Source organism: Paenibacillus sp. J22P143 (assembly GCF_059692035.1).
In genome coordinates, this window is record NZ_JCAUAQ010000002.1 from 323,675 (window position 1) to 349,592 (window position 25,918).

At 46.0% G+C, this 25,918-nt stretch carries 28 protein-coding genes; 21 read left to right on the forward strand and 7 right to left on the reverse strand.

The features are described from left to right. Positions 1–54 precede the first annotated feature (54 nt). Positions 55–480 (reverse strand): PH domain-containing protein, encoded by a 426-nt coding sequence (locus AC58PQ_RS05220; RefSeq protein WP_497240905.1) that lies wholly within the window; start codon positions 478–480, stop codon positions 55–57. Positions 481–665: 185 nt separating this feature from the next. On the opposite strand from AC58PQ_RS05220, the gene AC58PQ_RS05225 reads away from it, so the two are divergent. The 6 genes from AC58PQ_RS05225 (at position 666) to AC58PQ_RS05250 (ending at position 5,116) form a co-directional block, all read left to right on the forward strand. After that, a complete protein-coding gene (locus AC58PQ_RS05225) occupies positions 666–1,778 on the forward strand; it encodes a C40 family peptidase (RefSeq protein WP_497240906.1) in 1,113 nt (370 codons plus the stop codon). 235 nt (positions 1,779–2,013) lie between these two features. Continuing rightward, positions 2,014–2,232 carry a hypothetical protein gene (locus tag AC58PQ_RS05230; protein ID WP_497240907.1) on the forward strand — a complete coding sequence of 73 codons (219 nt, stop codon included), beginning with the start codon at positions 2,014–2,016 and terminating at the stop codon, positions 2,230–2,232. After that, positions 2,232–2,882, forward strand: coding sequence for a hypothetical protein (locus AC58PQ_RS05235; protein ID WP_497240908.1), 651 nt, complete (start codon positions 2,232–2,234; stop codon positions 2,880–2,882). Before AC58PQ_RS05230 ends, AC58PQ_RS05235 begins: the two co-directional genes overlap by 1 nt. A gap of 4 nt (positions 2,883–2,886) precedes the next feature. Further along, positions 2,887–4,083: a glutathionylspermidine synthase family protein gene (locus tag AC58PQ_RS05240; RefSeq protein WP_497240909.1), complete on the forward strand. Its 1,197-nt coding sequence runs from the start codon at positions 2,887–2,889 to the stop codon at positions 4,081–4,083. Continuing rightward, the gene (locus AC58PQ_RS05245; RefSeq protein WP_497240910.1) at positions 4,080–4,730 is read left to right on the forward strand and encodes a signal peptide protein; all 651 of its coding nucleotides are present in this window, start codon (positions 4,080–4,082) and stop codon (positions 4,728–4,730) included. Before AC58PQ_RS05240 ends, AC58PQ_RS05245 begins: the two co-directional genes overlap by 4 nt. After that, on the forward strand, positions 4,727–5,116 hold the full coding sequence (locus AC58PQ_RS05250) for a DUF350 domain-containing protein (protein ID WP_497240911.1): 390 nt from the start codon (positions 4,727–4,729) through the stop codon (positions 5,114–5,116). The genes AC58PQ_RS05245 and AC58PQ_RS05250 overlap by 4 nt, the downstream gene beginning before the upstream one ends. Positions 5,117–5,128: 12 nt before the next feature. Here the strand turns inward: AC58PQ_RS05250 and AC58PQ_RS05255 are convergent, their stop codons facing one another. The 3 genes from AC58PQ_RS05255 to AC58PQ_RS05265 are packed head-to-tail and all read right to left on the reverse strand — an operon-like array spanning position 5,129 to position 8,018. After that, complete coding sequence (locus AC58PQ_RS05255; RefSeq protein WP_497240912.1) at positions 5,129–6,178, reverse strand: HD-GYP domain-containing protein; 1,050 nt, start codon at positions 6,176–6,178, stop codon at positions 5,129–5,131. Between the two features lie 49 nt (positions 6,179–6,227). Continuing rightward, entirely contained in the window at positions 6,228–7,292 is a 1,065-nt protein-coding gene (locus tag AC58PQ_RS05260) for a ThiF family adenylyltransferase (protein WP_497240913.1), read from the reverse strand. 21 nt (positions 7,293–7,313) lie between these two features. After that, a complete protein-coding gene (locus AC58PQ_RS05265) occupies positions 7,314–8,018 on the reverse strand; it encodes a molybdenum cofactor biosynthesis protein (RefSeq protein WP_497240914.1) in 705 nt (234 codons plus the stop codon). 123 nt (positions 8,019–8,141) lie between these two features. Between AC58PQ_RS05265 and AC58PQ_RS05270 the strand changes: the two genes are divergently transcribed. From AC58PQ_RS05270 to AC58PQ_RS05320, 11 genes are all read left to right on the forward strand, one after another. Then, complete coding sequence (locus AC58PQ_RS05270) at positions 8,142–8,612, forward strand: molybdopterin-dependent oxidoreductase (protein ID WP_497240915.1); 471 nt, start codon at positions 8,142–8,144, stop codon at positions 8,610–8,612. A 69-nt stretch (positions 8,613–8,681) separates the two neighbouring features. Continuing rightward, on the forward strand, positions 8,682–10,148 hold the full coding sequence (locus tag AC58PQ_RS05275; RefSeq protein WP_497240916.1) for a bifunctional metallophosphatase/5'-nucleotidase: 1,467 nt from the start codon (positions 8,682–8,684) through the stop codon (positions 10,146–10,148). A gap of 48 nt (positions 10,149–10,196) precedes the next feature. Next, entirely contained in the window at positions 10,197–11,015 is an 819-nt protein-coding gene (locus tag AC58PQ_RS05280; RefSeq protein WP_497240917.1) for an undecaprenyl-diphosphate phosphatase, read from the forward strand. A 117-nt stretch (positions 11,016–11,132) separates the two neighbouring features. After that, a complete protein-coding gene (locus AC58PQ_RS05285) occupies positions 11,133–12,266 on the forward strand; it encodes an HD-GYP domain-containing protein (RefSeq protein WP_497240918.1) in 1,134 nt (377 codons plus the stop codon). Positions 12,267–12,338: 72 nt separating this feature from the next. Beyond that, the gene (locus AC58PQ_RS05290; protein ID WP_497240919.1) at positions 12,339–14,564 is read left to right on the forward strand and encodes an MMPL family transporter; all 2,226 of its coding nucleotides are present in this window, start codon (positions 12,339–12,341) and stop codon (positions 14,562–14,564) included. A gap of 129 nt (positions 14,565–14,693) precedes the next feature. Then, entirely contained in the window at positions 14,694–15,821 is a 1,128-nt protein-coding gene (yfkAB, locus tag AC58PQ_RS05295; RefSeq protein WP_497240920.1) for a radical SAM/CxCxxxxC motif protein YfkAB, read from the forward strand. Between the two features lie 23 nt (positions 15,822–15,844). Then, positions 15,845–17,182, forward strand: coding sequence for a hemolysin family protein (locus tag AC58PQ_RS05300; RefSeq protein ID WP_497241296.1), 1,338 nt, complete (start codon positions 15,845–15,847; stop codon positions 17,180–17,182). Positions 17,183–17,200: 18 nt separating this feature from the next. Continuing rightward, positions 17,201–18,247, forward strand: a complete 1,047-nt coding sequence (ytvI, locus tag AC58PQ_RS05305; protein WP_497240921.1) for a sporulation integral membrane protein YtvI — start codon at positions 17,201–17,203, stop codon at positions 18,245–18,247. A 178-nt stretch (positions 18,248–18,425) separates the two neighbouring features. After that, complete coding sequence (locus tag AC58PQ_RS05310) at positions 18,426–18,665, forward strand: spore coat associated protein CotJA (RefSeq protein WP_497240922.1); 240 nt, start codon at positions 18,426–18,428, stop codon at positions 18,663–18,665. Beyond that, positions 18,662–18,928, forward strand: coding sequence for a spore coat protein CotJB (locus AC58PQ_RS05315; RefSeq protein ID WP_477590201.1), 267 nt, complete (start codon positions 18,662–18,664; stop codon positions 18,926–18,928). The genes AC58PQ_RS05310 and AC58PQ_RS05315 overlap by 4 nt, the downstream gene beginning before the upstream one ends. A 52-nt stretch (positions 18,929–18,980) precedes the next feature. Beyond that, a complete protein-coding gene (locus AC58PQ_RS05320) occupies positions 18,981–19,550 on the forward strand; it encodes a manganese catalase family protein (protein WP_497240923.1) in 570 nt (189 codons plus the stop codon). Between the two features lie 341 nt (positions 19,551–19,891). On the opposite strand, the gene nagA is transcribed toward AC58PQ_RS05320, so the two are convergent. Further along, on the reverse strand, positions 19,892–21,067 hold the full coding sequence (gene nagA / locus AC58PQ_RS05325; RefSeq protein WP_497240924.1) for an N-acetylglucosamine-6-phosphate deacetylase: 1,176 nt from the start codon (positions 21,065–21,067) through the stop codon (positions 19,892–19,894). Next, the gene (gene nagB, locus AC58PQ_RS05330) at positions 21,064–21,792 is read right to left on the reverse strand and encodes a glucosamine-6-phosphate deaminase (protein ID WP_497240925.1); all 729 of its coding nucleotides are present in this window, start codon (positions 21,790–21,792) and stop codon (positions 21,064–21,066) included. Before nagB ends, nagA begins: the two co-directional genes overlap by 4 nt. A 314-nt stretch (positions 21,793–22,106) precedes the next feature. Here nagB and AC58PQ_RS05335 point away from each other — a divergent pair, with 314 nt between their 5' ends. From AC58PQ_RS05335 to AC58PQ_RS05350, 4 genes are all read left to right on the forward strand, one after another. Next, the gene (locus tag AC58PQ_RS05335; RefSeq protein WP_497240926.1) at positions 22,107–22,778 is read left to right on the forward strand and encodes an HAD family hydrolase; all 672 of its coding nucleotides are present in this window, start codon (positions 22,107–22,109) and stop codon (positions 22,776–22,778) included. A 75-nt stretch (positions 22,779–22,853) separates the two neighbouring features. After that, positions 22,854–23,078, forward strand: coding sequence for a spore germination protein (locus AC58PQ_RS05340; RefSeq protein WP_497240927.1), 225 nt, complete (start codon positions 22,854–22,856; stop codon positions 23,076–23,078). 208 nt (positions 23,079–23,286) lie between these two features. Beyond that, positions 23,287–24,315, forward strand: a complete 1,029-nt coding sequence (locus tag AC58PQ_RS05345; protein ID WP_497240928.1) for a cation diffusion facilitator family transporter — start codon at positions 23,287–23,289, stop codon at positions 24,313–24,315. Positions 24,316–24,344: 29 nt separating this feature from the next. Then, positions 24,345–24,719, forward strand: coding sequence for an ArsR/SmtB family transcription factor (locus AC58PQ_RS05350; RefSeq protein WP_497240929.1), 375 nt, complete (start codon positions 24,345–24,347; stop codon positions 24,717–24,719). 97 nt (positions 24,720–24,816) lie between these two features. On the opposite strand, the gene AC58PQ_RS05355 is transcribed toward AC58PQ_RS05350, so the two are convergent. After that, positions 24,817–25,917 (reverse strand): YheC/YheD family endospore coat-associated protein, encoded by a 1,101-nt coding sequence (locus tag AC58PQ_RS05355; protein ID WP_497240930.1) that lies wholly within the window; start codon positions 25,915–25,917, stop codon positions 24,817–24,819. Position 25,918 lies beyond the last annotated feature (1 nt).

The window sequence follows — 25,918 nt, forward strand, 5'->3', positions numbered from 1 at the left end:
TGATAATAGAAAAAGCGTTCCAGAGATATTTCTCTGGGACGCTTTTTTCGTAGGCTAACCGTTCATTCGCTTGCGATTCTGTGTCGCTGCCGATTGGAGAGCAACATAGAGTGATTGGATATTGAACTTTTTCTTAAACTCAAAGCGATAAGCCGCGGTAGAGATGTTGTTCGCTTTGTAATAAGGTGATGTTATGTAATGGATGATTAACTCGCTGTCATCAAAGCCTGTACCGCCAGATTCCATCGAGACTTCATAGATCGAGTCTAGGTCAATGGTAGAAACCTTGGTTTTTTTGCCAGTAACACCTTGGTGATCAATCAGGATAATACGTTCGTCAGTGATAACGAAAGAATCTCTCACTAACTTGAAGCCTGTAGAAATGGTTTCATTTGGCATTAGATATACACCGTACTGCTTCGTTAGCTCCTCTACAGAAACCTCCGATAAATTTCCTAATAATCCACTGAAAATACCCAATACCATCACTCCTTCTTGAACAAATATATGTAGGTATTCCACATTTAGACTGTGTTTTCTTTGCAATATCCGTCTATCTTTCCAACATACTCCAAGACAGTTTGAGCGAACTGATTGCATATTTACATGCCAGTTGTCTCACTCTATTAAGGATAATAATGTGTTCCCTAAGGAGAGAAAAATTCATGTGGAGTAAGCTAAAGGTACCAGCAATAGGAAGTATGGTCGTCGCGCTGGCGATTACGACAGCATGTGGGAAGGAAAATGCGAGTCCGCCAACTGTATCACCGTCGCAGAGTCCGACAGGGATTACAGGCCCAGGCAACACGGGTACGAAGAGCCTGTCACAAGCAGGCAAGGAAATTATTGCGCTTGCGAGTAATGATGCCGTTCTCCCGATGAAGCAGATTGGCAATGTGAATTATGTGTCTGCACAAGATCTCATTAAGACGTTAAAATTTCAATCAGAATGGGAAGAATCGGAGAAAAAGTTGATGTTTGGCGATAATGATGCCAACTTTCAATTGATCATGAACTCGAATAAAGCGATTTTGGATGGTGAGGACATTCAATTAAGTCAGCCTGTTGTGAAGGAGGGTTCTACAGCTTATTTACCTGTCTCCGGTTTAGCTGATTTGTTTCAAGAAGATATGTCCTATGAAGTGAGAAACAATGATATAATTATTCACGCATCCCCTATCGCGATCATCGAAAATGAAGATGATACCGTTAGCGCGAATGACAATTCGCCAGAGTTGAATTTCGCTGATGATCCTACTGATCCTTTCAAAGACAATGGAGCAGGCGCAAATCCGGCAATGATGCCGAATAGTACAACAGATGATCTACAAGTCTGGTCTCAGTTTGAGCAAGAAGAAGCCGTGCCGGTTCTGAAGAATATCGATATCAATGCCATGATTAACAAAGGAAAGCAATATCTAGGCGTCAAATATAAGTTTGGTACGGGTCCATATCCACAAACTGGACGATTCGATTGCTCAACATTTATGCAATATATTTACGGGAAATATGGTATCAAGCTGCCGCGGGTAGCTCGTCAACAAGCGACGTTAGGCACTTTTGTCTCCCGGAAATCGTTGCGTAAAGGTGATATGCTGTTTTTTTATGTTCCCGGACGTTTCAAAACAAACAAAACAGTCGGGCACGTTGGTATTTACATTGGAAATAATCAGATGCTTCATTCGTCACCTAAGCCGAAGGATGGGGTACAAATAACGAATATTAACAAACCATATTGGAAAAAAACATTTATCAAAGGGAAACGTATTGCCTATTAATGGATGAAATGTAAAAGCCTATCCCTCGGATAGGCTTTTATTTTTGACCACATTAGAAAGTAAAAGTTTTCGGTTCCCGAAAACATCTTTCGAATTGGCGATAAAAACTACCTTTAAAACGCGGTCGCTCATCCTCGAAGGACTTCGATAGAGGTTTTTCTCATGATTTTGAAACAATTGAATCCCTCGTGCGTTTAAATGAGTAGGAAGTTTTTGTGGAGGGAGGCATGGAAGAATGAGAATTGTGCTTTATGAAAAATTGCTGGATGGGCAACTGCTCCAAATCGGTGAACGCGTATGGGATGATAAGCTGATCCAAGCCTTAAATGTGGCTAATTTTATTCTCGTTGGCGGGAAGGAATACGAAATGATTGAAGGTCGATTGAATCTAGATCTCCAAGTATTTGAACTGCTTCTCGTTGCAGCCGGCTCAGAAGGGGGAGGAAGCAAGTAGTGAAACGACCACTTAAAGTGCTATCAGCTTCACTCACCCTAATTCTGTTAGGTCAAATGCTATTGGTCTCGGCTCAGGCTGCTGAGACGCCAAGTCCGAATACAGGTTCATCCAAATTGGTGGAATGGTCGAATGAAGACGTTAAAGCGTATTACGATCCACAGGTGGATTGGAGTTTACCCGTCCCGTTTGATAAGAGCTTAGTTTCACCTTCACCAACGCCAACCCCGAGCACAACGGGTGGTAGCAGTGCTCCTATCATTGTGAATCAGGTTTCGGGTAGCGGTTTTGGATGGGATGATCTTCTCCTGTATCATCTTATTTTCAACACGGTGAGCCCATATTCATCTAGCAGTTGGGGAAACAATCATCGTTCGTATTATTATCGTTCGAATACCCCCTATGTCAATAAAACGTATCAACCAAGTTCGTTTACGAATCGTTCCACCACCAAGACGCCTACAACCTCAAGTGGAAGTGGAACTTTTACAACGAATAAATCATCAACTACCACGAAATCAGGAACGACAAGTTCTTCAGTTAACAGTTCTAATTCCAGCAGCTCCAAATCAACTTCAACCTCTTCAGGCAGCATTGGTGGTAAATCAAGCGGCTTTAGCTCATCCTCCAGCTCAAGCTCTGGGGGTTAATTACATGGAATTTGAAGTATGGGGGACACCAGCTCCCGACAGAGACTTTAGAGTTCAGCAATTGGCTGAGCTTGGGTTCACATGGGCTAATTTGGAGAAGGAAGACTACTGGATTGATCAACTCGTTGTAATGCCAAGTAGGGTTTACGAGGAACTTATTCATGCCGCAACAGAACTATGGCAGGTGTTTGATAAAGCAGTCCGTTATGTTCATGGGAATCGAGAGCTTTATGCAGACTTATCTATCCCTGAAGTGCTTTGGGATGGGTTGGATCGGCTTGAACCCAATGCGGAAGGTTTCATAAGCCGTTATGCCAGATTTGATTTTTCCGTCGGTCAGGACGGTGCGATTAAACTTCTTGAATTGAATGCAGATACACCTACCGGTTATGTCGAAGCTGCAATTGCCACCCCATGGCTCTGCGAACAATATGGTGCCCAATCACCGAATGTCCGGATGAAAGAGCTCATTAGGGCCGCATGGGAAATCGAGGCACCTGATTACGCGGCGTGCATAGCGTACGGACAACATGCAGAAGACACTGGCACGATAAATGCGCTTGTCGCACATAGCCAGAGAGAGATGTCTTGTGTGGATTGCTTGGATTTATGGATTGATGAGGGCGTCGTCAAGGTTGGTGCGGATCAGATCATTCAGCGTATGTTTGCCCTATATCCGAAGGAGTGGATGGGGGTTGACGACGGGGGAGAGGCACTGTCGTATGCAATCGAAGAGCAATTCGTTCACTTGTTTAATCCCTTGCACGCTGTTGTTCTGCAATCCAAAGGCTTACAGGCGTTAATTTGGGATCTTCATGTGAGACATTCGGAGTTATTTACGCTAGATGAGCACGAGGTGATTAAGAACTACATGCTGGCTACATACATGGCTCCAATCCTCGAAGGCAGTTATGTGTCCAAGTCGATGTTTGGTCGTGAGGGCGGCTCTGTAGAGCTATATAACGAGCAAGGAGAGCTGGAGTTCAAGGATGAAGCCGGCTTTGATACAAGTGTGTTTTTTAAACGTGTGTACCAAGAGCGGGCAGATTTGCCGCGGCTTTCCTTCCAGCATGGCCAAGGCCATTTATTAACAGGCCTTTTTGTATTGAATGGTGAGCCTTGCGGGCTTCTAGGAAGAGCAGGCGGAATCATAACGGGAAATGCAAGTCAATTTGTGGCGATTGGAGTGAAAGCGCCTTGAAACAAGGAAGATTCATGCTATTGGCAATAGGACTTATCGGAATCATTGTTATTATATGGATATTCAGCATGGCATTTAATAAGAAACCATCCGTCCTGAGCACAACAACATCCGGAAATGCAGCAACAATGACGAATGCTACACCAGGTGAAGTGCCATGGGACTATCAAGTTCAGCAAGTGAAGGTCGGCGATTTAATCGATGGCGACATGGTGTTGTTGCCTAACAATGATCGAATTTCCAACGATCAGAATTTTGCGACAGGAGATACCATTTGGGTATTGAGCTATATGCATGCAGCGATGAAAGCGGATAGTCAAGGGAAAAACGATGTCACCTTGTCGCAGTGGAAGCCCATAAAGTCTTTCAAAACAAAAGAAGAGGCAGACAAGGATCTGGCGGAGTTGAAAGTAGAGATAAAGACGGATGTGAAATTGGTCGGGGTTTATAAAACGGAGCTTGATAGCAAATTTAGATTTTTTGCCGTGGTAGAATTGCCAACTGGCCAGAAGGTCAAGCAACCGATTCCAGAAGATCGTTATCAATCTTTCAAGGATAAAAAAGAAGTAGGCGTTGTTCTAGAAGAAGTACATGATTATACAGATTTTGATCAATCCATGGCTAAATTTCGGGGGTGGGCAGAGTGATCGTTTTGGATATTGTGATTAGTTTATTTGTTATCGTCCTGCTACAGTTTGCAGGGATGTATATCTTTAGTTTAATGACACCTTATCGCGACATGGAAGAAATAAATAGTGGCAATGTGGCCGTAGGCATCACCATGGGAGGTAAGTTCGTAGCTACTGCCATCATTCTAGCCATTGCAGCCTACACGAACTCCTCCATCTGGCATATGAGTCTTTGGTTTGCGGTAGGGTACGCATGTTTAATAGCTTCATATTGGGTTTTTGATTGGTTAACCCCGGGTATGAAGCTATCCGATCAGCTGAAGCAAGGTAACATTGCCGTGGGTACCCTGCTGGCTGCCGTCTATATTGGTATTGCGATTTCGGTGAGCAGTCTAATTATTTAATTTGCCTATGTATTAGATCGCAATTGTTGTTATTTCAACATTTGCGAGTTGCGATAAGTCCAAGAATTGATTGTCGATGTTAATGAGCGGTCGGAAGAAATCGGTAGGGTTCGTCATAATGATGGTACCTTCACGTCCGTCGCTCAGAGACACCTTCTTACCAATAAAGTTAGGAATCATATTACGTATAAATACTTGCGTGATTTTGGGGTCCAGCTCACCAAAGCTCATGCGGTGCAGCTCTTTAAGAACATGCAGAAGATCACGACGCTGTTGATAGACCCTGCTTGATATCATGGCGCTGTAGACATCAGCAACCGCGACAATACGCGAATAAGAATGAATGTCTGTACCGAATTTCCGGAGCGGATAGCCGGAACCGTCCATACGCTCATGATGCTGTAGAGCAACGAGAGCTAATGTATCGTCCTTTATTGATTTACGAATGATGTCATAGCCATGAATGGTATGTTTCTGAACTTCCTCGAACTCTTCCTTCGTTAGCTTGCTTGGTTTATTCAAAATATCCGGATGAATTCTACTTTTTCCAATATCGTGTAAATAACCTGCTTTACCGATCACTAACGCTTCTTTCTCGGATTTATTCATCCATTTGGCAATATAATAGGATAACATACCAACTTGGACACTATGCTGAAGGGTATAATCGTCCTGGGTGTTCAAATTAAGGAGTAGAGAGACAACATCTTTCTCCTCTTTAATGCTCTGAATCATCGGATTGAAAGCGGATTCTACAGCTTCATTGCGAAGAGAAGCTCCGTCTTGCAAAGCTTCAAACATCTCTTTGATGCCTTGAACAGCGTTGTTAAATGAGTTAATTTGCAATACATTGGCTTGTCTGGTCGGTGCTTCTTCTACGACTTTCTCGATTTCACTGCTTCTTGGCGCTATATCAACATAATCCACACTGTGGCGATTGAGCATTGAAATGTCTCCAGCATCGAGAACCGTGTCTGATGATAGGAGATGTAGACCTACTGTGTTGTAGGAATCGGAAATTAATTTGTCACCAACGATAAGTTGAAGCACATGTACACGCATAGAAGCTCCTCTCCAAGTCCTGATATCATGTAGGTATATAGTAGTAATACTACATCCCAATATAACGGCTGTAAAGACTTTTGGCTTGAATTAAATCCTCAGTCCCTTGAATGAGAACACGACCGCCAGGGAATAGAATAATTTGAATATCCGCAGAAGCATGAAACTTCAACAGAAAGCGGTTTTTCTCAACAAGGCCAAGAGGTTTTAACCGTTCCTCCCAGTATTCCAGCGGCTGTGTGCTTGGGATGATCGGATGAATCTGAACCGAATTACGGCCGCAAAGGGATTGAATTGTATCGCTTTCAAGAATGGCATCTAAGTACTCATATTGCTTATTTGCACAAGCGGGACAATCCGATTTCTTAGCCCCTGATACTCGTATCGCTGAGTTCTGATTGAACCATAAGTCCCATTGCTGCATGCTGAGATTGAGCTGATCAGTAGCTCCTATAAGCAGCTTGAGTGCCTCAGTGGCTTGAAAAGAAGCGACAACATGAATGATACCGCCAATGACTCCGGCTGTATCACAAGTATCCGTTGTGCCCGCAGCAGGCGCTTGTGAAAATAGGCAGCGCAAGCAAGGTGTTTGGTCAGGGAGAATCGTCAAAGAGACACCTCTCGAGGCAACAGCACCGCCATAGATCCAAGGAATTCCTAATTTGATGCTGACATCGTTTAGCAGGAAACGGACGGCAAAATTATCCGTGCCATCGAGAATGACATCGACATCATGCAGTAAGTGTTCTGCATTCGTAGCGTTAAGATCACAGACATGCGGATCGATCACGACAGCTGAATTAACAAGCTGCAGACGTTTCGCAGCAGCAATCGCCTTAGGAATTGTAGCAGCAGCATCCTCTTCATCGTAGAGCATTTGCCTTTGCAGATTGCTCCTGTCTACAAAATCACGATCAATGATGCGTACATAGCCAACGCCGGCGCGCACCATATGATTAGCAAGTACGGTGCCTAAGGCGCCCATACCAACAATGGCAACACGACCTTGGCCAAGCTTGCGCTGTCCTTCAAGGCCGATAGGTGAGAAGAGAATTTGCCTCGAATAACGCGCGTCAACGTCAGGGGCTGTTTCTGTATGTAAATGTGGATCCAAGTAAATTCATCTCCAGTCAAATCATGATTCAGTTACAGGTGCTTGGAGCGGGTTCCAGGGTCCGGTTTGATGACCTTTCCATTCCGATCCGTCTTCCCATATTTCTTTTTTCCAAATGGGTACGATTTGCTTCAATCGCTCAATCGCATAGCGGCTTGCTTCATAGCAGTCTGCCCGGTGCGGGGAGGATACGGCGATCACAACACTGGCCTCTGCAATCGCAACTTTGCCTAAACGATGCGTGATGGCACACAAGGTGCCAGGCCACTTGGAATCGATTTCCTCACCGATGCTCGCCATCGTTTTCAAGGCCATAGGGACATAAGCCTCATACTCCAATAGGACGGTACGCTGTCCATAAGTCATTTCTCGCGTAGTACCGATGAAAGCAAGTGAAGCGCCATGATTGGGATGATTCACCTTTGAGGTCACTGAAACAACATCAATAGAAGAATCGGTGATTTCGTAAAGGGAAGGCTGTCCACCTGAAACAGGCGGTATGAGAGCAAGCTCGTCAGATGCGGATACGGTATCCTGATCACTGGCATAAGCTTGATTTTTGGCGAAAAAGCATATAGGAAGCTGGGCCGCGGCTGCAGGATAGTCAGTCATGATTTTATCCTTTAATTGTGCGATCGTAACGGACTCTTGTTCGAAGGAAATCGTTAGAATAGAAGTCCCGAATAGGTCGACAAGACCTGCGAAAAGTTGGATGTGTAGGTTCAATTTGTATCTCCTAGCGATAGGTGTTAGAATCCCTTACAGCATATCATATTTTGCCCTGAAAATGGTATAATGGAGTAATCCTTTGATAGGAAAAGCCTCTGAAATAGGGAAGGAGATCTAAGCATGCAAGCTAATTTACTCATAGAAGTGTCTGATATACATAACAAGAATGTATCCTTGACCGTTGATGAAATGGTCGCTTTGGCGGAACACCGGTTGAACATTCAAGATCGCATACCCACTGTGGAGGGCGATGCATTTGATCTCAAAGCGTGGTACCACAACTGGACAAGCAAGGGGCAGTATGATGGAAGCGAGGAGCCTACCCACGTGAGGGTGGAAGCCGTAGATGAATTTCAAGCGTTAATACCATGGTCACAGGTTGATCAAGCCCTTTTTCTATATGCACAGGAGGGACAACCGCTGAAGAAAGGGTATCCGATTCGTCTATACGTACCTGATGGAAGCAGCGAATGTCTCAATGTAAAAAGTATTGTAAAGATATGGTTTCTGGGCGAACCTGCTTTGGGAGAAGAAGCGACGTATGGGTTTAAGAACAAAGTGTCCCTCGATGAGTTGAAATTCAAGAAATGAGCAGGCGGATACTTGCATAACATAGAGACATGCTAGGAAACTAGTCGAGTATGAAGTGAGGTGAACGGGATGTCGACCCCCCTGCAACGGTTAGTTATTTTACATACGAATGATATTCACAGTCATTTTGAACAGATGCCCAAAATAAGCGCGTATTTTGATCGTGTTCGCCGCCTTTGGCCGCCGGATCAGGTTTTGACACTTGATATAGGCGATCATATGGATCGGATGTTCCCCGAAACAGAAGGAACGAATGCGATCGCGAACTTAGAAATTATGAATGCCACAGGCTATGATGCGATGGTTTTGGGAAATAATGAAGGATTGACCTTCACACCGGATTGGCTAAGAGCTGTTGTGCTGGAACACGCGCAATTCCCGATTATTGGCAGCAATATTACCGAAATCGCTACGAAGAAGACGCCGGATTGGATGCTGCCGACGCTCACCGCCCAGAAGTCGGGTCTTCGTATTGGATTGATTGGGGTCACTGCGGCTTATCAGGATTACTATGAGCTGCTGGGCTGGCATGTATCCGATCCTATGAAGGCCGTGAGCGCCCATGTGAGCCTTTTGCGGCCTACGGTAGACATTCTTGTCGTCATGTCACATTTGGGTCTGAGGACCGATCAACGGATGGCTGAGGAGCTGGAAGGCATCGATGTGATCCTAGGTGGACACACGCATCATCTCCTTGAAGAGCCGCTATTACTCGGCGGCACCTATATTTGTGCAGCCGGCAAGTTTGGTCAGTATGCCGGCCACATCGAGCTCGCCTTCGACCCGGCGCAGCGCCGGATCGTGGAGATGCACGGCCGCGTCGTCCCGATGACGGCGGACAGTGAAGAAGACAGCAGCGTGACGACGCTGCTGGAGCACTACCGCATCGCCAGCGCAGCCGCGCTGGCGGTGGAGGTGGCGCAGCTGCGGCAGCCGTTGCGCCTGGATTGGTACGGCGAATCCCCGCTCGGCAACTTGCTTGCCGCGGGGATTCGCCGCTGGACCAGCGCCGAGATCGGGCTGGTCAATAGCGGGCAGCTCCTTCAGGGCCTGAAGGAGGGGGGCCTGACCCGGGGCCGGCTGCTGGAAATCTGCCCCGGCCCGATCAATCCCTGCCGCATGCTGCTCAGCGGCGCGGATATTCGTCAAGCGCTCGAAGAGTCGCTGCTTGACGAATTTATGGAGAAGCCGATACGCGGCTACGGCTTCCGCGGGGAGGTGCTTGGCGTACTCTGTGTGGACGGGATAACCGTCCAAGTGGATGCCACGCGCCCACCCTATGAACGCATCCTCGCCGTGCATGTTGGCGAGGAGCTGCTAGATCCAGAACGTACCTATCTCGTCGGAACGATCGATATGTTTACGTTCGGTTCCGGCTATTTATCGCTGAGCCGGGGCAAGCAGATCGTCTACATGCTGCCAGAATTTATCCGTGATGTACTAGCAGATCAACTGCAAGATGAGGCTGCGATTGCAAGCAGCCAGATGCTTAGGTTCACAGATGTTGTCAGACCCAGTCACAAACAGGTAGAATAGGTAATTGGAGCAGGGTTCACGATATTTATCAGGTCATAGGGGGCAATTATGCATACAATTTTTGAGGCGATCATCATTGGGATCGTTGAAGGCTTGACTGAGTTTTTACCCGTATCATCGACAGGACATATGATTCTAGCTGAAAGCTTATTACACATTAACACAGAGAATGACCCAGTGATGAATACGTTCAATTTTGTAATTCAATTGGGCGCTATTATGGCCGTTGTTCTTATCTACTGGAAACGAATTCTCTCGTTATTTGGGCTCGTGAAACGGAAAAGCGAAAGTAAGACAGGGAAAAAGCTGAATTTAATTCACATTTTAATTGGTATCGTGCCTGCTGGTGTGATTGGTGTCTTATTTAATGATATTGTGGATCAGAAGCTATCCAACACAACGACTGTTTTAGTTGGACTCGTGCTTGGTGGTATTCTCTTGATCATTGCCGAGCAGAAGAAGGAAAAGCCAAGTACAATGGTACTTGACGATTTGACCTACCGCCAGGCATTTTCAATTGGATTATGGCAGCTTCTATCCATCTGGCCAGGTTTTTCTCGATCGGGTTCCACGATTGCCGGCGGCATGCTTTCAGGGGTAAGCCGTGCGGCTTCAGCTGACTTTACGTTCATTATGGCGATTCCTATTATGTTCGGAGCTTCAGGCGTCTACTTTTTGAAGAACTATGATGCACTTTCTTCAACTGATTTGCCCTTCTTCATTGTAGGATTTCTAGTGGCTTTCGTTGTCGCGTTGCTGGCTGTCGTTTCTTTCATTAAACTTGTACAAAAGATGAAATTAACGTACTTTGCCTATTATCGTTTCGCTGTAGCGATTATTTTCGCGCTTTATATGTTTTTAAAATAGAAAGTCTGATAAATCTAGCGAATCGCGTCGAAAGACGCGGTTTTTTGTATTGAACTTTTGGGCAAAATCTATTACATTTAAATAGAACGTAATGCTCACCTAGGCGGGGGTCCTGAAATGCTGTTTATGCCGATCAACATGTGTCAACCTGGAATGAGGCTGGCCAAGAATATATACAACGATGATGGTATGGTCCTTCTGGCCGTTAATGTTGAGCTTACACAGAGACTCCTTGATCGCTTGTTTAGCTATGGAATTGATTATATTTACATAGAAGACGCAAGAACGAATGACATTATTCAAGTAGATGTGATTCAAGATGAAACAAGAAGCAAGGCGGTTTCCGAAATTCGTAATACCTTCAAGAAGGTATTGGAGGATTCGAATAAACGCGGTGCCGTTAATTATTACGATATTGGGCGTAATTTTCGTGATGTCATGAAGATGATTATTGATGATCTCAGTGCTCATGAGGGTGCAATGCTCATGCTCAATAATATGAATGTGAAAGATAACTACTTATTTCAGCATTCTGTGAATGTAAGTATATATGCGATTATGCTTGGAATCAGTTATGGGTATAGTCGGGATAAGTTGGAGACACTTGGTTTGGGTGCATTATTGCACGATATTGGGAAAACGAAAGTACCGTTAGGTATTCTGCGCAAGCCTTCTCAGCTAACACCTGATGAGTTCAAAGAGATGAAGAATCATACGACCTATGGTTTCAATCTATTGAAAGATGAGCCGAACATCCCACTTCTTTCTGCTCATTGTGCCCTGCAGCATCATGAACGGATTAATGGCAGTGGATACCCACGGGGGATTCAGGGGAGTGAAATCAATGAGTTCGCAAGATGGATTGGACTCGTTGATTCCTATGATGCGATGACGACAACGCGGGTATATCGAAGACCTTTATTACCACATGAAGCGATGGAGCAGCTATTCGCAGGCTCTGGAACGATGTATGATCAAAGTCAGATTGCATTATTCCGAGACAAAATTGCCATTTATCCATTAGGTATTACGGTACGCTTGAATACAGGCGAATACGGCATTGTATCCAAGCTGAACATGGCTATTCCGCAAAGACCGATTATTCGCGTGCTTCAAGATGAGGCAGGTACTGTGCTTAAAGAACCCTATGAAATCGACCTTTCAAGCAAGCTATCGATATTAATTTCCGAAATTGGGGAAATTAAAGTCAGCGAATCGGAACTAGATACAAGTATGCCAACAATTTTTTAGAATAGACATAGCACTTATTAATTGAAGAACCTGGGAAACCAGGTTCTTTTTGTAGATCAAGGAGGATGTGCGATGCGGGAGTCCATGGTACAAGGAAAGTTTTGGAGATGGGGCCATGCCATGTTTCAGTTCCGCTGGCTCGTGTTAACAATCGGAATCATCTTCATGCTCATCTTTGCTGTCTTCGCACAGAAAACACCAAGTATGCTCAAGGACAACGGGTTTACGCCGAAAGGGAGTGAATCCGATCTGGGCTTGATTCAAATGCGGAATGAGCTTGGCGTGCCAGGAACACAGCTGAATCTCGTTTATAAGAGTAAGAACGGTCTTGATTTAACAGAGAAAGCACAGCAAGATGCGATTATGGACTCTCTTACGAAACTGAAAGAGTTGCCTTATGTCGAGGGTGTGAAGTTTGTATCTACGCCTCGTAAAGAAGGACATCTGGATGTTCAAGCTGTTACCGTATCACTCGTGTTGGATACGGATCCCGCATTAGAGAAATATCCGGAGCTCAAGTCGTATGTGCATCCGCCTCCAGGTATGGACGTGTATGTAACCGGGGGTCCAGCGATTCTATATGACATGCAAGTAGCCAGCAAACATGATATTGCCAAGTCGGAAGCCATTGGTTTACCGATTGCACTCATTGTTTTGCTTATTGTCTTTGGTACATTCGTTGCAGCGCTTTTACCTATGATCGTGGGTATAATGAGTGTGACCCTTACACTTGGCGTTACCTATTTTATCGCACAGCACCAATCGTTATCGAATTTTTTGCCTAATATGGTTACGATGCTGGGGCTTGCTGTCGGTATTGACTATGCGCTTTTCCTTGTCAGCCGATTTCGTGAGGAGCTCAAAGTCCAAAGTAGTGTCGCCGACGCCGTAGCGATGACCTGTCAAACAGCAGGTAAATCGATCTTCTTCTCTGGTATCGCTGTACTCATTGGTTTGTTGGGCATGTTCTTTGTGGATTTGACCTTCTTCCGCTCCTTGTGTCTCGGGGGTGTCATTGTTGTTTCCATCTCTGTGATTGTGGCCAATACGGTGCTGCTAGCGCTTCTAGGTGTTCTAGGTCATCGTATTAACTCCTTACAGGTCGTTCCTAAACGATTCCGCAAGCAAGAAACTTCCTTGTTTTGGGAAAAAATTGCCTATGCGGTGATGAAACGTCCGGTCATTTTAGTTGTTCTTGTAGGTGGCGTCTTGATCTATAGTATGACGCCCCTCGGTCATATGAAATTAGGTGTGCCGAATGCGGAAGTGCTTCCGCCGAGCTATGAATCCCGTTTTGGAGCAGAACTGATGAAAACCGCTTATGATCCTCGAATGACAGGGCCGATTCAAATTGTGATACATACGAAAGATGAGGTTTGGTCATCAGCTTCGATTGAGGAGATTCAAGCTTACGCTAATCGGGTTAAAGCTGTCGCTGGTGTAAAAGAAGTCCAGAGCTATCTAAGCGTCCTAGGGTCGCATTCGGATGCTGAGCTTGCAGGCATGTTGGCCAATCCCGATGTTAAAAAGCAGCTTGAAGACACGCAATTAGCGAATGGCCATACCGCTTTGTTGGTCGTTGTACCCGAGAAGGATACGGATGATCCTGCGACGGATACGCTTGTTCACGAGCTTCGCATGCTGAATAAAGCGGGATTAGAGACTGCGGTTACTGGCGGGCCTGCCTATCGACTGGATATCATTGATCGCATTCAAAAGGAAATTCCTGCAGTCTTAATTTTTGTAATGGGAATTACTTATCTTGTTCTGATGTTTGCTTTTCGTTCTGTTCTGCTTCCACTTAAAGCAGTGCTTATGAATATGCTTAGTTTGGGTGCTAGCTTAGGCATCATTGTTTTAGTTTTTCAACATGGGTATATGGCGGAGATGCTGCATATTACCTCGATTGGATATGTGAGTGCAACGCTGCCAGTGATCATCTTCTGTGTCGTTTTTGGCATTTCTATGGATTACGAAGTGTTCCTTATTTCACGTATCATGGAAGAATATGAGGCAAGCGGTGACAATGATCAGAGTACAGCAGAAGGTTTGAAAAAAACGGGAAGCTTGATTACAAGCGCAGCTTTCATCCTTGTTGTCGTAGTGGGTTCTTTTATTTTCACGGATATTGAAATCATGAAGGCGCTGGGACTGGGTCTTGGACTTGCTGTATTGATCGATGCCACAATTGTAAGAGTCATGCTCGTGCCTGCGCTTATGAAGCTGTTCGGTGATGCGAATTGGTGGGCACCGAGATGGCTCCGAGTTAAGCCGCAAGCGAAAGTGGATAAGCGGTAAGCGCCATCTGCGATTACTTCCCCAGTTTCCTTTTTTGTGAATCATAAGTTACAATAAAGGGCATAGGTATAGGCATAAAAGGTAGTAACATGTTCTTGAATAGGAAATGATAGGTCAGGTGTAAACAGCATGAATAGGAACGTATCACACTCCATCTTACCGGAGCTAACTCCCCATTATGATCCATGGGACCCCATTCGGTCGTATCGGAAATACGGGAAGCATGTCTTAACAAGTATAGAGCTTACCATCACCAATTTGTGTAATATGCGATGTGAGCATTGTGCAGTTGGGGATTCACTTACGATGACAGAAGGACCTCGAATTCCGTTACCGGTTATTTTAAAAAGGCTTGATGAGATCGAGCATTTGGAAACGATCAGCCTAACTGGCGGCGAGCCGTCCTACCACATCAAGATCGTGAAGGACTACATGCTTCCGATACTCAAGTATGCGCGTGAGCGCGGTATTCGCACACAAATTAACTCGAATTTAACCTTGGATTTGGAGCGATATGAGTTGCTTGCGCCTTATCTCGATGTGATGCATATCTCGTTCAATTATTTGAATGCAGATGATTTCCATCAAGTAGGGTTTGTAAACGCACAGCGTCCTGTTGGTCAAGCAATTGCTTCAGGGATGTATGAGCGAATGGTTAATAATACGATTGCACTCAGTAAAGGCGGACTGTACGTCTCTGCGGAATCGATGATTAATACGCGGACCCATTTGAAATTGCCTGAGATTCATCAGTTGATTAATGAAATGGGGTGCAAACGTCATGAGGTACATCCGATGTATGCGAGCTCTTTCGCCTCACATCTTCCGATGGTTTCGCTGGATGAATTGCGCGCGAGTATCCACCGCTTGTTAGATCGGCGTAATCCTGACATGTGGATGCTATTCGGAACGCTGCCTTTCTTCGCATGTAATGAACTGGAGGAGGATCGCAGGTTAGTTAAGCGTCTACGTGAGGAACAGAATGTAACGGTTCGTAACGACCCCGATGGACGAAACCGATTGAACGTCAGTACGTTCACCGGCGAGGTTTTTGTCACCGATTTTGCTAATGAGCCTCCGCTTGGAAATATACATGATGATGGGCTTGATGCCATCTTTGCACGTTGGGAGAATAATCAGCTGAACCAGCGCGTGAACTGCTTCTGTAGTGCTGCTTCTTGTTGCGGACCCAACCTGCTTGTTGCTGATTCATACTATCGAAATGTGGATTTCAAAAGCCGTAAAGCTATTATCTAATCATCTTTCTGAAGGAGAAATACATATTGGCACATACGTCGTTTGATTTCGGTTCCATCGCCATCAATCTTTTCATCGTTATTATACTCGTCTTGCTGAATGGGTTTTTCGTTGCAGCGGAGTTCGCTCTTGTGAAGGTTCGAGTATCTCGGATTCAACAACTCGTAAATGAAGGCAGCAGTAAAGCCAAATATGCGAGTATTTTAACGTCCCAATTGGATAGGTATTTATCAGCCACACAGCTTGGGATTACACTTGCCTCCTTGGGGCTGGGTTGGGTTGGAGAACCGGCGATTCACGATCTGATTATGGAGCCCCTTTTTCATACATTTGGCTTAGGGGAATCTGTGTATACAACGACTTTGTCCTTTATTATTGCCTTCGGGTTTATAACATTTTTGCATATTGTGTTGGGTGAGCTGGCACCTAAATCGTTTGCTATACAAAAACCAGAAGTAACTTCGTTATGGCTTTCAGCACCGTTATTGTTTTTCTACAGACTGTTTCGCCCAATCATTTGGGTGCTTAATGGCGCAGCGAACAAATTTCTTGCGATGATTGGCGTAGAGCCAGCCGGTGAGCATGAAGCAGCACATACAGAGGAAGAGATTCGTATTCTGATGGATGAGAGTGTCAAGAGCGGCCATATCAATGAAGATGAGATGACGCTTTTCGATAACATTTTTGAATTTTCCGATCTCATCGCTCGTGAAGTGATGCTGCCGCGGACAGATATGGATTGTCTGTATATGGAAGCAAGCTTTATCGATAATTTACGGTTCGTGCACGAAACCAAACATACACGGTATCCTGTTGCCGATCAGCATAAAGATAACATTGTAGGCTTTGTACATATCGCGGATCTGCTGACGGCGGATCCTGATGTCGAGCAGGAGCTCAAAACCTTCGTTCGTCCCATTTTGAATGTGCCTGAATCGATGGAAGTTAGCCGGGTGCTTAAGCTGATGCAGAAAAAGCATTCCCAACTCGCAATCGTCGTTGATGAGTACGGGGGGACTGCGGGGCTCTTGGCCTTAGAAGATATCATCGAAGAAATCGTCGGTGAATTGCATGACGAATTTGATGTTAACGAACGTCCTGGTGTGGAAGTCAAAGACAAATATACATCTGTCGATGGTCGTGTATTACTTGAAGACCTGAATGATATGCTGGACCTCCAAATTGAAGACGATGATGTAGATTCGATTGGGGGATGGTTGTTTAAAAAGGTAGAAGGCGCGCCTGTCAAAGGTAAAAAAGTACCCTACGCCAACCATGTGTTTGAAGTGACTGAGGTAGATCGATTACGTATTGTACGCATACATATAACGAATATCGACACAGATCAAATCGGGAAATGAATAATCGGAGGAGTCCCTATGTCACCTAAGACAGCCATACTCATGGTGTTAGGATTATTGCTGATGTACGGTTTGTTTACCGTAGGGCTGCCATTTCTCCTCGCACTGGTGACTGCTATTTTCTTGGACCCATTAACGTCTCTCTTGATGCGTGTCGCGAAAATAAGCCGCATTATCGCCGCAACCATTGTTAGTACAGCATTTACACTTCTGATGATGGCATTAATCTATTTTATTGGGATGAATGTCGTAACTGAATTAATCGATCTGGGGCGTAAAGCACCGAACTATATGGAGGATGTCAATAAATACGTGGATCAAGCTGTTGTGCGCACCCAAGTATTCTATGATTCCTTATCGCCGGAAATGGCAGCGCAGGTACAGACCTGGCTGGAACAAAGTACAGAAACGCTAACAGGTGCTTTAACGAGTATACTGAGCGGAATTTCAGGTTTTTTCCTCAATATGGCCGGTAAAATCCCTAATTTATTCATGTTGTTGATTGTGTACGTGATTGCCCTGTATTTGTGCATGTACAACTTGCCTAATTTGAAGGTAGCGTTTCTCTCGATGTTTGAGTCGAAATCCAAAGATAAAATGGAACATGTGCTGACTTATTTGCGTGAGGCTATTTTCGGTTTCATTCGCGCACAGCTGATCATGGCGATATTTACCTATTTGTTCACGTTCATTGGATTGCTTCTTCTGCGAGCAGAATACCCACTGGCCATTTCGCTGCTCGTTATGGTGATGGAATTCCTGCCTGTGATTGGGACCGGTATTATTTTCATCCCATGGATCATTTACCAGCTGCTTATGGGTTATACGGGTATGGGTATTGGATTGTTTGTTCTTTTCCTAGTGCTGATCATACTCAGACGTATCCTTGAACCTAAAGTGCTTAGCGATGCTGTTGGTATCAATTCGTTAGCCGCTCTAATTTCGTTGTACATAGGTTTTGAGTGGCTTGGATTTGCTGGATTGTTCCTCGGCCCGTTGGTCGTCATTATTTATCAATCGTTGCGCAAAGCAGGCGTGTTGAATTTTAACATTAAACTAGATTAAAAGATAAAAGAGTAATTAAGAAATCCTTTTTCGAATTGCGTGTGCGCAATTGGAGAGGGATTTTTTTGTTTTCACTTCGAAACAAGAGCATCTCCTCGAAAAAGATGGGAAATCGGTGATTTTGGTCAAGTTATGCCGCATATAACGAGTCATATAAGCTCTAAAAAGGAGGAGACGTATGTACGCACAATTTAAACCGTGGTACCCGTATGTAGGACCGTGCGACCCATGTCCACCAATTCGAGTGAAATGGTATAATACGCCGCCGCAGTTATATATTCATTTTCAACCGCCAGGATTGCCGCAGTTTAGTCCGTATGAGGCTTTAAGAGTAGGGACGCTCTGGCCAGCGCTCTATGGGCCTTACCCGATGCCGATACAGGAGCCAAGAGCTGATGAAGGAGGCCAAACTACATGAGCGAGCGAGTGCTACCAGAAGCCTATTACAAGCAGCTTCGTGATCTGCAAGCCGTGGATTTTGTATTGGTGGAGTTGACGCTCTATTTGGACACACACCCTGACGATCTGAGTGTTATCCAACAATATAATCAATTTGCTCATAAACGTTTGCACATGGTTCAACAGTTTGAACTGGAATTTGGCCCTTTGATGTCCTATGGACATAGCTTCACGAAAGCGCCGTGGCAGTGGGTGGAAACACCTTGGCCATGGCAAGTTTAAGCTAATGCTTACGAAGCCAGTTTTCTTACGAAAACTTTAAGGAGGATAGCCAATGTGGATTTATGAGAAAAAGCTGCAATACCCAGTCAAAGTTAGCAAATGTGATCCTCGGATGGCCAAACTGCTTCTTGAGCAGTATGGAGGGGCAGATGGGGAGCTTGCCGCGGCGCTGAGATATTTGAACCAACGATACTCGATTCCGGATAAGGTCGTTGGTTTGTTGACGGATATCGGAACGGAGGAATTTGCTCATCTTGAGATGATTGCGACCATGGTGTATAAGCTGACGAAGGATGCGACATTGGAGCAACTTAAGGTGGCTGGCTTGGATGATCACTATGTAGCCCATGATCGTGGGCTCTTCTATCAGAGCGCCGGAGGCGTCCCCTGGACAGCTGCCTACATACAAGCAAAGGGTGACCCTATCGCCGACCTCTACGAGGACATAGCGGCAGAGGAGAAGGCTAGAGCGACTTACCAATGGTTAATCGATGTAACGGATGATGTGGATTTACAGGATAGCTTGAAATTTCTCAGGGAAAGGGAGATTGTACATTCGCTTCGGTTCAGGGAGGCCGTTGAAATTTTGAAAGCGGATCGTGAGGAGAAGAAGGTGTTCTAGTGGAGTGGGGCCACTCTTATCCCCCGTCCCAATGAAAGAGGGCCGACTCAAAGTAGATATCGCTGCTATGAGTTGGCTCTTTCGTTATTTAATGGATGCGGATAATGAGATTAATTCGACAATTTCGGACTATTAGGGTTGCCGAGGGAGTAATCCGTCCCGAGCTAATCGAAAAATCGGATAAGGAAGATCAAACTAGATTAACTCGTGCGCAGAAGCAGCCCGGCGAATGGAATCAGTCAATATGCTAGATAAAATTAACGTAAAAACGTGGTCGCTCATTGTTGATTAACTGAGCTACCACGTTTTCTTATGCCATTTATCTAGTTAGACAACCACGATTAAGCTTCTTTCATCGCTGCACCGCGCACCCAAACCTGCTCAAGCTCAAGCTCCGAGCTGATCAGCAGCAGGTCGGCTTGTTTGCCTTCAGCAATCGAGCCGTGCGTCGCTTCGAGGCCAAGCAGCCTCGCCGGATTGCCGCTCGCGAAGCGGCTCGCGTCTGCGACGCTGACACCGACCTCGCGCACCATAAAGCGGAGCGCATCGATCATCGTCAGCGTGCTGCCGGCGAGCGCGCCGCCTTCCGTCAGCCGGGCAACCCCCGACTGCACGGTGACGGCCTGGCCGCCCAGGTCGTACTGCCCGTCGCCGAGCCCAGCGGCGGACATGGCGTCCGTGATCAGCAGCAAGCCATGCGGCTGCTTCACCATCGTCAGCAGCTTGATCGCTGCTGGATGCACGTGAATCCCATCGGCGATGACCTCGCCGCTGATGCGTGCGTCGGTGAGGACCGCACCGACGGTTCCAGGCTCGCGATGATGCAGCGGCTTCATCGCGTTGAAGGTGTGCACCGCATGCGAGAGCCCCGCGTCCGCCGCCGACTGCATGTCGGCGTAGCTGGCGTCCGTGTGGCCGCATGCGGCAACGATGCCGTGATCGCGCAGCCACGCGATCATCTCAAGGCCCCCCTCGCGTTCGGGGGCCAAGGTCAACTGCTTCATGAGCTGCGGGAACCGCTCATGCCAATCCTTCAACCAGTCAAGCTGCGGTGTGACCATGAGCTTCGGATCCTGAGCTCCCGCCCATTTGGGGGAGATGAACGGCCCTTCAAGATGCACGCCTAGCAACTGAGCATAAGGCATCCCTTGCTCCTTATAGCGCTGTACTTCGACAAGCACGCGATCAATCGCTTCACGGGTAGCCGTCATCGTCGTTGCCAGCATACCGGTGGTGCCATGCGAGGCATGATAACGTGTGATCGTATCCAATGTCTCAGCGTTCGCATCCATGAAATCCGCGCCGTAGCCGCCATGGACGTGAACATCGATGAAGCCTGGCAGCAGCCATTTGCCGCCAGCATCGATACGTTCGGCACTAGGACTAGCTGTGTCCGCCAGCCAGCCAGATTGTTCACCTACGTAAGCCAATTTGCCATCAACCACGTGAACCAACCCATTTTCAATTATGCCTTGTTCCGTAACAATCTTGGCACCTGAGATGAGAAGCTCGCTCATTCAAAAAGCCTCCCAGCCTCAGCATCAAGAAGTACAACAAGGTGAGGATGAGTTTGAAGCAGTGTAGCAGGAACTTCTGTGGTAATCGGTCCCGTCAGGGCACGATGAACGATTTCGGCTTTATCGGCGCCGCGTACGATCAATAAGATGGTTTTAGCTTTTAGGATCGTACCGACTCCCATCGTCAAAGCGTGCGTAGGCACGTCGTTAATCGAATCGAAATAACGCGCATTGGCTTCACGTGTTTCATCTTTCAGTTCAACACGGTGTGTGCCGCTAATCAAGGAATCGTCGGGTTCATTAAAGCCGATATGTCCGTTATGGCCAAGGCCTAGTATTTGCAAATCAATTTGCTTCGCATCATCTAAAAGTTGATTGAATCGCTCACACTCCGCTTCCAAATCAGCGGCATTGCCATTCGGGATATGGGCAGCCTCGGCAGGAAGATCAATGTGTGCAAATAAGTGTTGTTGCATGTAAGCATGATAACTTTCTGAATGGTCGACAGGTAAGCCAACGTACTCGTCCAAATTAAAGGTCGTTACCTGTTTAAAACTAACACGGCCTTTATCATAGGCTTTCACAAGCTCTTCGTAAATACCTACGGGTGTGCCCCCAGTGGCTAAGCCAAGAACGGCTTTCGGCTGCATTTGAACCAGGGAGGTTATAATGCCTGCACCTGCCTCGTTTAATTCTTGTTGATTTTGGAAAATATGAAGGTTCATTATCGTTATTCCTCGCTTTTTATTTTTTTAGTTGGAGTTGGGGTTATTTTGCGTGAAAGTATCATTTTTGGTTTAAATTATTCTCATTTCAATCATAACTGATTTTTTGGGGATCAGCAATAACCATTTTGCCATGAAATATAGAGCGTATAAGTTTCACTTTCTACATTGTCTATATTTTTGATAAACACTGTGAGAAGTACAAGAAGGACGGAGTAGTCGTTTATTTTAATTGTACATTGACTTACATGGGTATGTTTGCCATTCTTAACTAAGATCATTACAACTATTTTATACATATAAGGAGCAAGAAGATGACTACTCGGGGACAACTGCCAGAAGCGATGCTTTTTGATTTGGATGGGACCTTATTTCAAACGGAAACCTTACTTTTACCAGCGTACCATGCGACATTCGACGAGCTACGAGCAAGAGGCTTTTTCGAGGGTGAGACGCCGCCAGAAGAACGAATCCTAGGAGCTCTTGGCATGCTCCTTGAACATATATGGATGCGTGTTATGCCAGAAGCGCCTATTGCCACACATCAGGAAGCTGATAAATTATTGATCAAGTACCAGGTACAGGGACTTTTGGAGGGCCGCGGGGTGCTGTACGATGGCGTGGCGGAAACTTTGCAGTCATTGCATGCCAGAGGCGTTCGATTATTTGTAGCGAGCAATGGCTTAGAGGCATATGTCAAAGAGGTCATTGCAGCGAAGGGGCTTGCACATCTATTCGAAGGTTTGTACAGCGCTGGTGAATATCAAACGAGATCGAAAGTAGATTTAGTAAAAATGTTGCTTGAAACCCACGGGATTCAGTCGGCTTGGATGGTCGGAGACCGCTCGTCCGATGTGGAGGCAGGTCTTCGTAATAACCTCACGGTTGCAGCTTGCGACTATGCGGGCTTTCGAGAAGCTGGTGAGCTAGATGGCGCGCATATTCGAATTGCACGATTTACAGAGCTGCTTGATTATATGTCCTAATTCACTCAGGTTGTCGCAAAGCCGGATCCTTGGGCATACACTGTAGCACATTGAGAGATAAAGGTGCTGATCAGAATGCCTTCTTTTGTAGGAATATTTAATATCATAAGGAATGAAGGAAACCTGATTAACGGAGATACGTGTGTCATTGCCCCGACGAGTGCCTCCAAAACGTATACAGGAGCGGGCGGGGGAATTACAGGAGATTTTTCCATATCCACGACCGTTTTTAGTGCGACAATTACGTTAGACCCAGACGTGATTGATGCAGTGGCGAATAAGGCAGGAACGGGGACCTAAGTAAGCAAAATAGATTAGGATTTGGACCGATTCAAGCTCACTATGCGTGAGTCGATGAATCGGTCTTTCATTTTTGGTGAAGCCTATTGACACTGGCAAGCTTACTTATTTATTATTAACATATGAGTAATCACTCATATATAATTGTCCTCACGATAGGGTCATCTGTAACACAAGTAGTGAGCAGAGCAGCTAGGGAGGGAATGCCATGCACCAGCACGATTCGGAAAAACACCACGCATGTGGACATGACCATGGAGATGAGAAGAAAGGGCAGGGGCATCATGACCATGAGGGCCACAGCCATCACCACGACCATCATCATGGTCACGGACACCATCATCACGGACATGGCCATCACCATGGACCTACGGGGAATAAACAAGGGTTGCTCATTGCGCTAGGCATAACCGCAGGGATTATGGTACTTGAATTTGCTGGCGGTCTTTGGACGAATAGTTTAGCGCTGCTCTCTGATTCTGGTCATATGCTAAGCGATGCTGGCGCATTGGCGCTAAGTCTCCTAGCCTTATGGTTTGCAGCGAAGCCGTCCTCGGCTCGTTTATCCTTCGGATTTCACCGGTTTGAGATATTAGCAGCACTCTTTAATGCAGTGACGTTATTTGTCATTGCGGGTCTCATTATTTGGGAAGCCATTGAACGCTTCCTTCATCCTGCTGTCGTTGCCAGCGGGTCCATGATGCTCATCGCATGCATAGGTCTTATAGCCAATTTAATAAGCGCCTGGTCGCTCATGCGTAAAGGAGATGTACATGGCAATCTGAATTTGCGCAGCGCTTATCTGCATATTTTGGGTGATGCTTTAGGTTCTGTAGGTGCAATCATAGCTGGCGCTGTGATGCTGCTCTTCGGGTGGTATGCGGTGGATCCTATTATCAGCATTATTGTGTCTCTACTTATTTTAAAAGGAGCTTGGGGCGTCCTGAAATCAACCCTGCATATCTTGATGGAAGGGACTCCAGGTTCTATTTCTATCGGGACTGTTAAACAAGTATTAGAAGGGATTGACGGTGTCGTTGACGTTCATGACTTGCATGTGTGGACGATTACATCGGGGATTGAGGCCTTAAGTTGTCATTTGCTTATTCAGGACGATCGAGACAGTCAGGAAATTCTTCAGCAAGGGATTACCGTCATCGAGAAGCAGTTTGGCATCACGCATGCGACCATCCAAATCGAAAAATCAACGAACAATCACAGCGCTCTTCCTGTATAAAATAGGTGACGGAGATAGGAGGATTTTCTATGGACAAAGGATTACTGGAAGCCATTGCGGTAACCGATGATTGCAGCTGCGGGCATGCGGATATATCCAAAACGGAGCATGAGGGTGAGCTAACCGATGGGCAGGCGACTGGGATTGCGGAGATTTTTAAAGCTTTAGGAGATCCTACGCGTGTTAAAATCATCTACTTCTTACTGAGGCAGGAGCTCTGTGTTCACGATCTTGGGGTGCGAATCGGGATGGAGCAATCAGCCGTCTCACATCAACTACGGTATTTGAGAGACCTGCAAATTGTCAAAAGACGCAAAGAAGGAAAGACGGTATATTACTCCCTGGACGATGAGCATATCGAGCAAATTTTTGTGCAAACGATGGGGCATCTTGGGCATATGTAAGCTGGTCTAGGCAGCATATATAGAAAAACCTGAGCACGAGAATCGATCTCGTTGTCTCAGGTTTTCTTGTTTTTCATGTGCAATCTACTCAATTCAGTCAATTCTCAGAGCCTTTATTTTTTTGCTGCAGCATCCAAAGGGCATATTCCAACGGTCTTGTTATGGCCTTCTGGTAGATAGCGTGCTGACCAATCCTGCGAAAAACCTCTCGCGAAGGCTTCGGATTCACTTCGAGAAGCCATACATTGCCTTTGGGATCGACGGCGATGTCCATACCGAGTTCACACAGCTTGCCGAATTTGACCTCTAAATAGTCTGCAAGCTTGTAGGCAAAATCGTTCATCTCGTCCTTGATTGCCTCTATTTTCTCAGGGGAAGTGAAGCGATACCTCAACAATCGATCTTGCGTTACCGCAGTGCCGCCCCCGTGAAGATTGGAGGTAATACTGCGATGAGGACCAATTCTTCCAGCGCAGCCAGTTACTTCCCATTCACCTTGACCGTTTTTCTGAATGAGCAAACGATAGTCATGAACACGGCCATCATTCAGTGTCAGATGGATGCCTTGCTGAACGACATAGTCGGGACTCAGATTCAGCGTATGCAACTTAATCGCCAGCTGTCTTTCATTAGCTCTGAACGGCGCGATGATCGATCGGTATTGATTTCTACCTTGTAACAAATATAGATCGGAGGAAAGCTGTTCAATTCGCATGATGCCTCTTCCTCCGGTGCCATTCTTCGGTTTGACATAGACAAGCTTATACTTTTTCAGAAACCTCATTAACTCGTGGATGTTGCTGTATCGGACCGTTGCTGGTAGATATGGACGAATTGCTCCGCTTGTGGAGAGTGTTTGATGCATCGCCCATTTATTGGCGAGCGGTTTACTTAAATAAATCAGCTTGGCATGGCGGTTGCGGAACGCTTGAAGCATATGATAATTCGCCGCGGCTTTATAGCGGCAGCGATCGTAGATAATGGGAGGTAATGTCGTGTACTTTCGAAGCCATCTTCCTCGACTGGAATCAAATGTGAGTGTTCGCACTGCGTTTCCTTGTACATCCGCCGGAGTAAACACCTCGACTTGAACACCTAGCTTCTGGCCTTCCTTACTTAGCAGTTTGAAATAGGCAAGTTCTTCAAGTCGAGAGTTGTTTAAATAGATAGCGAGTACGCCTAGTCGTTCTTGAGCCAAG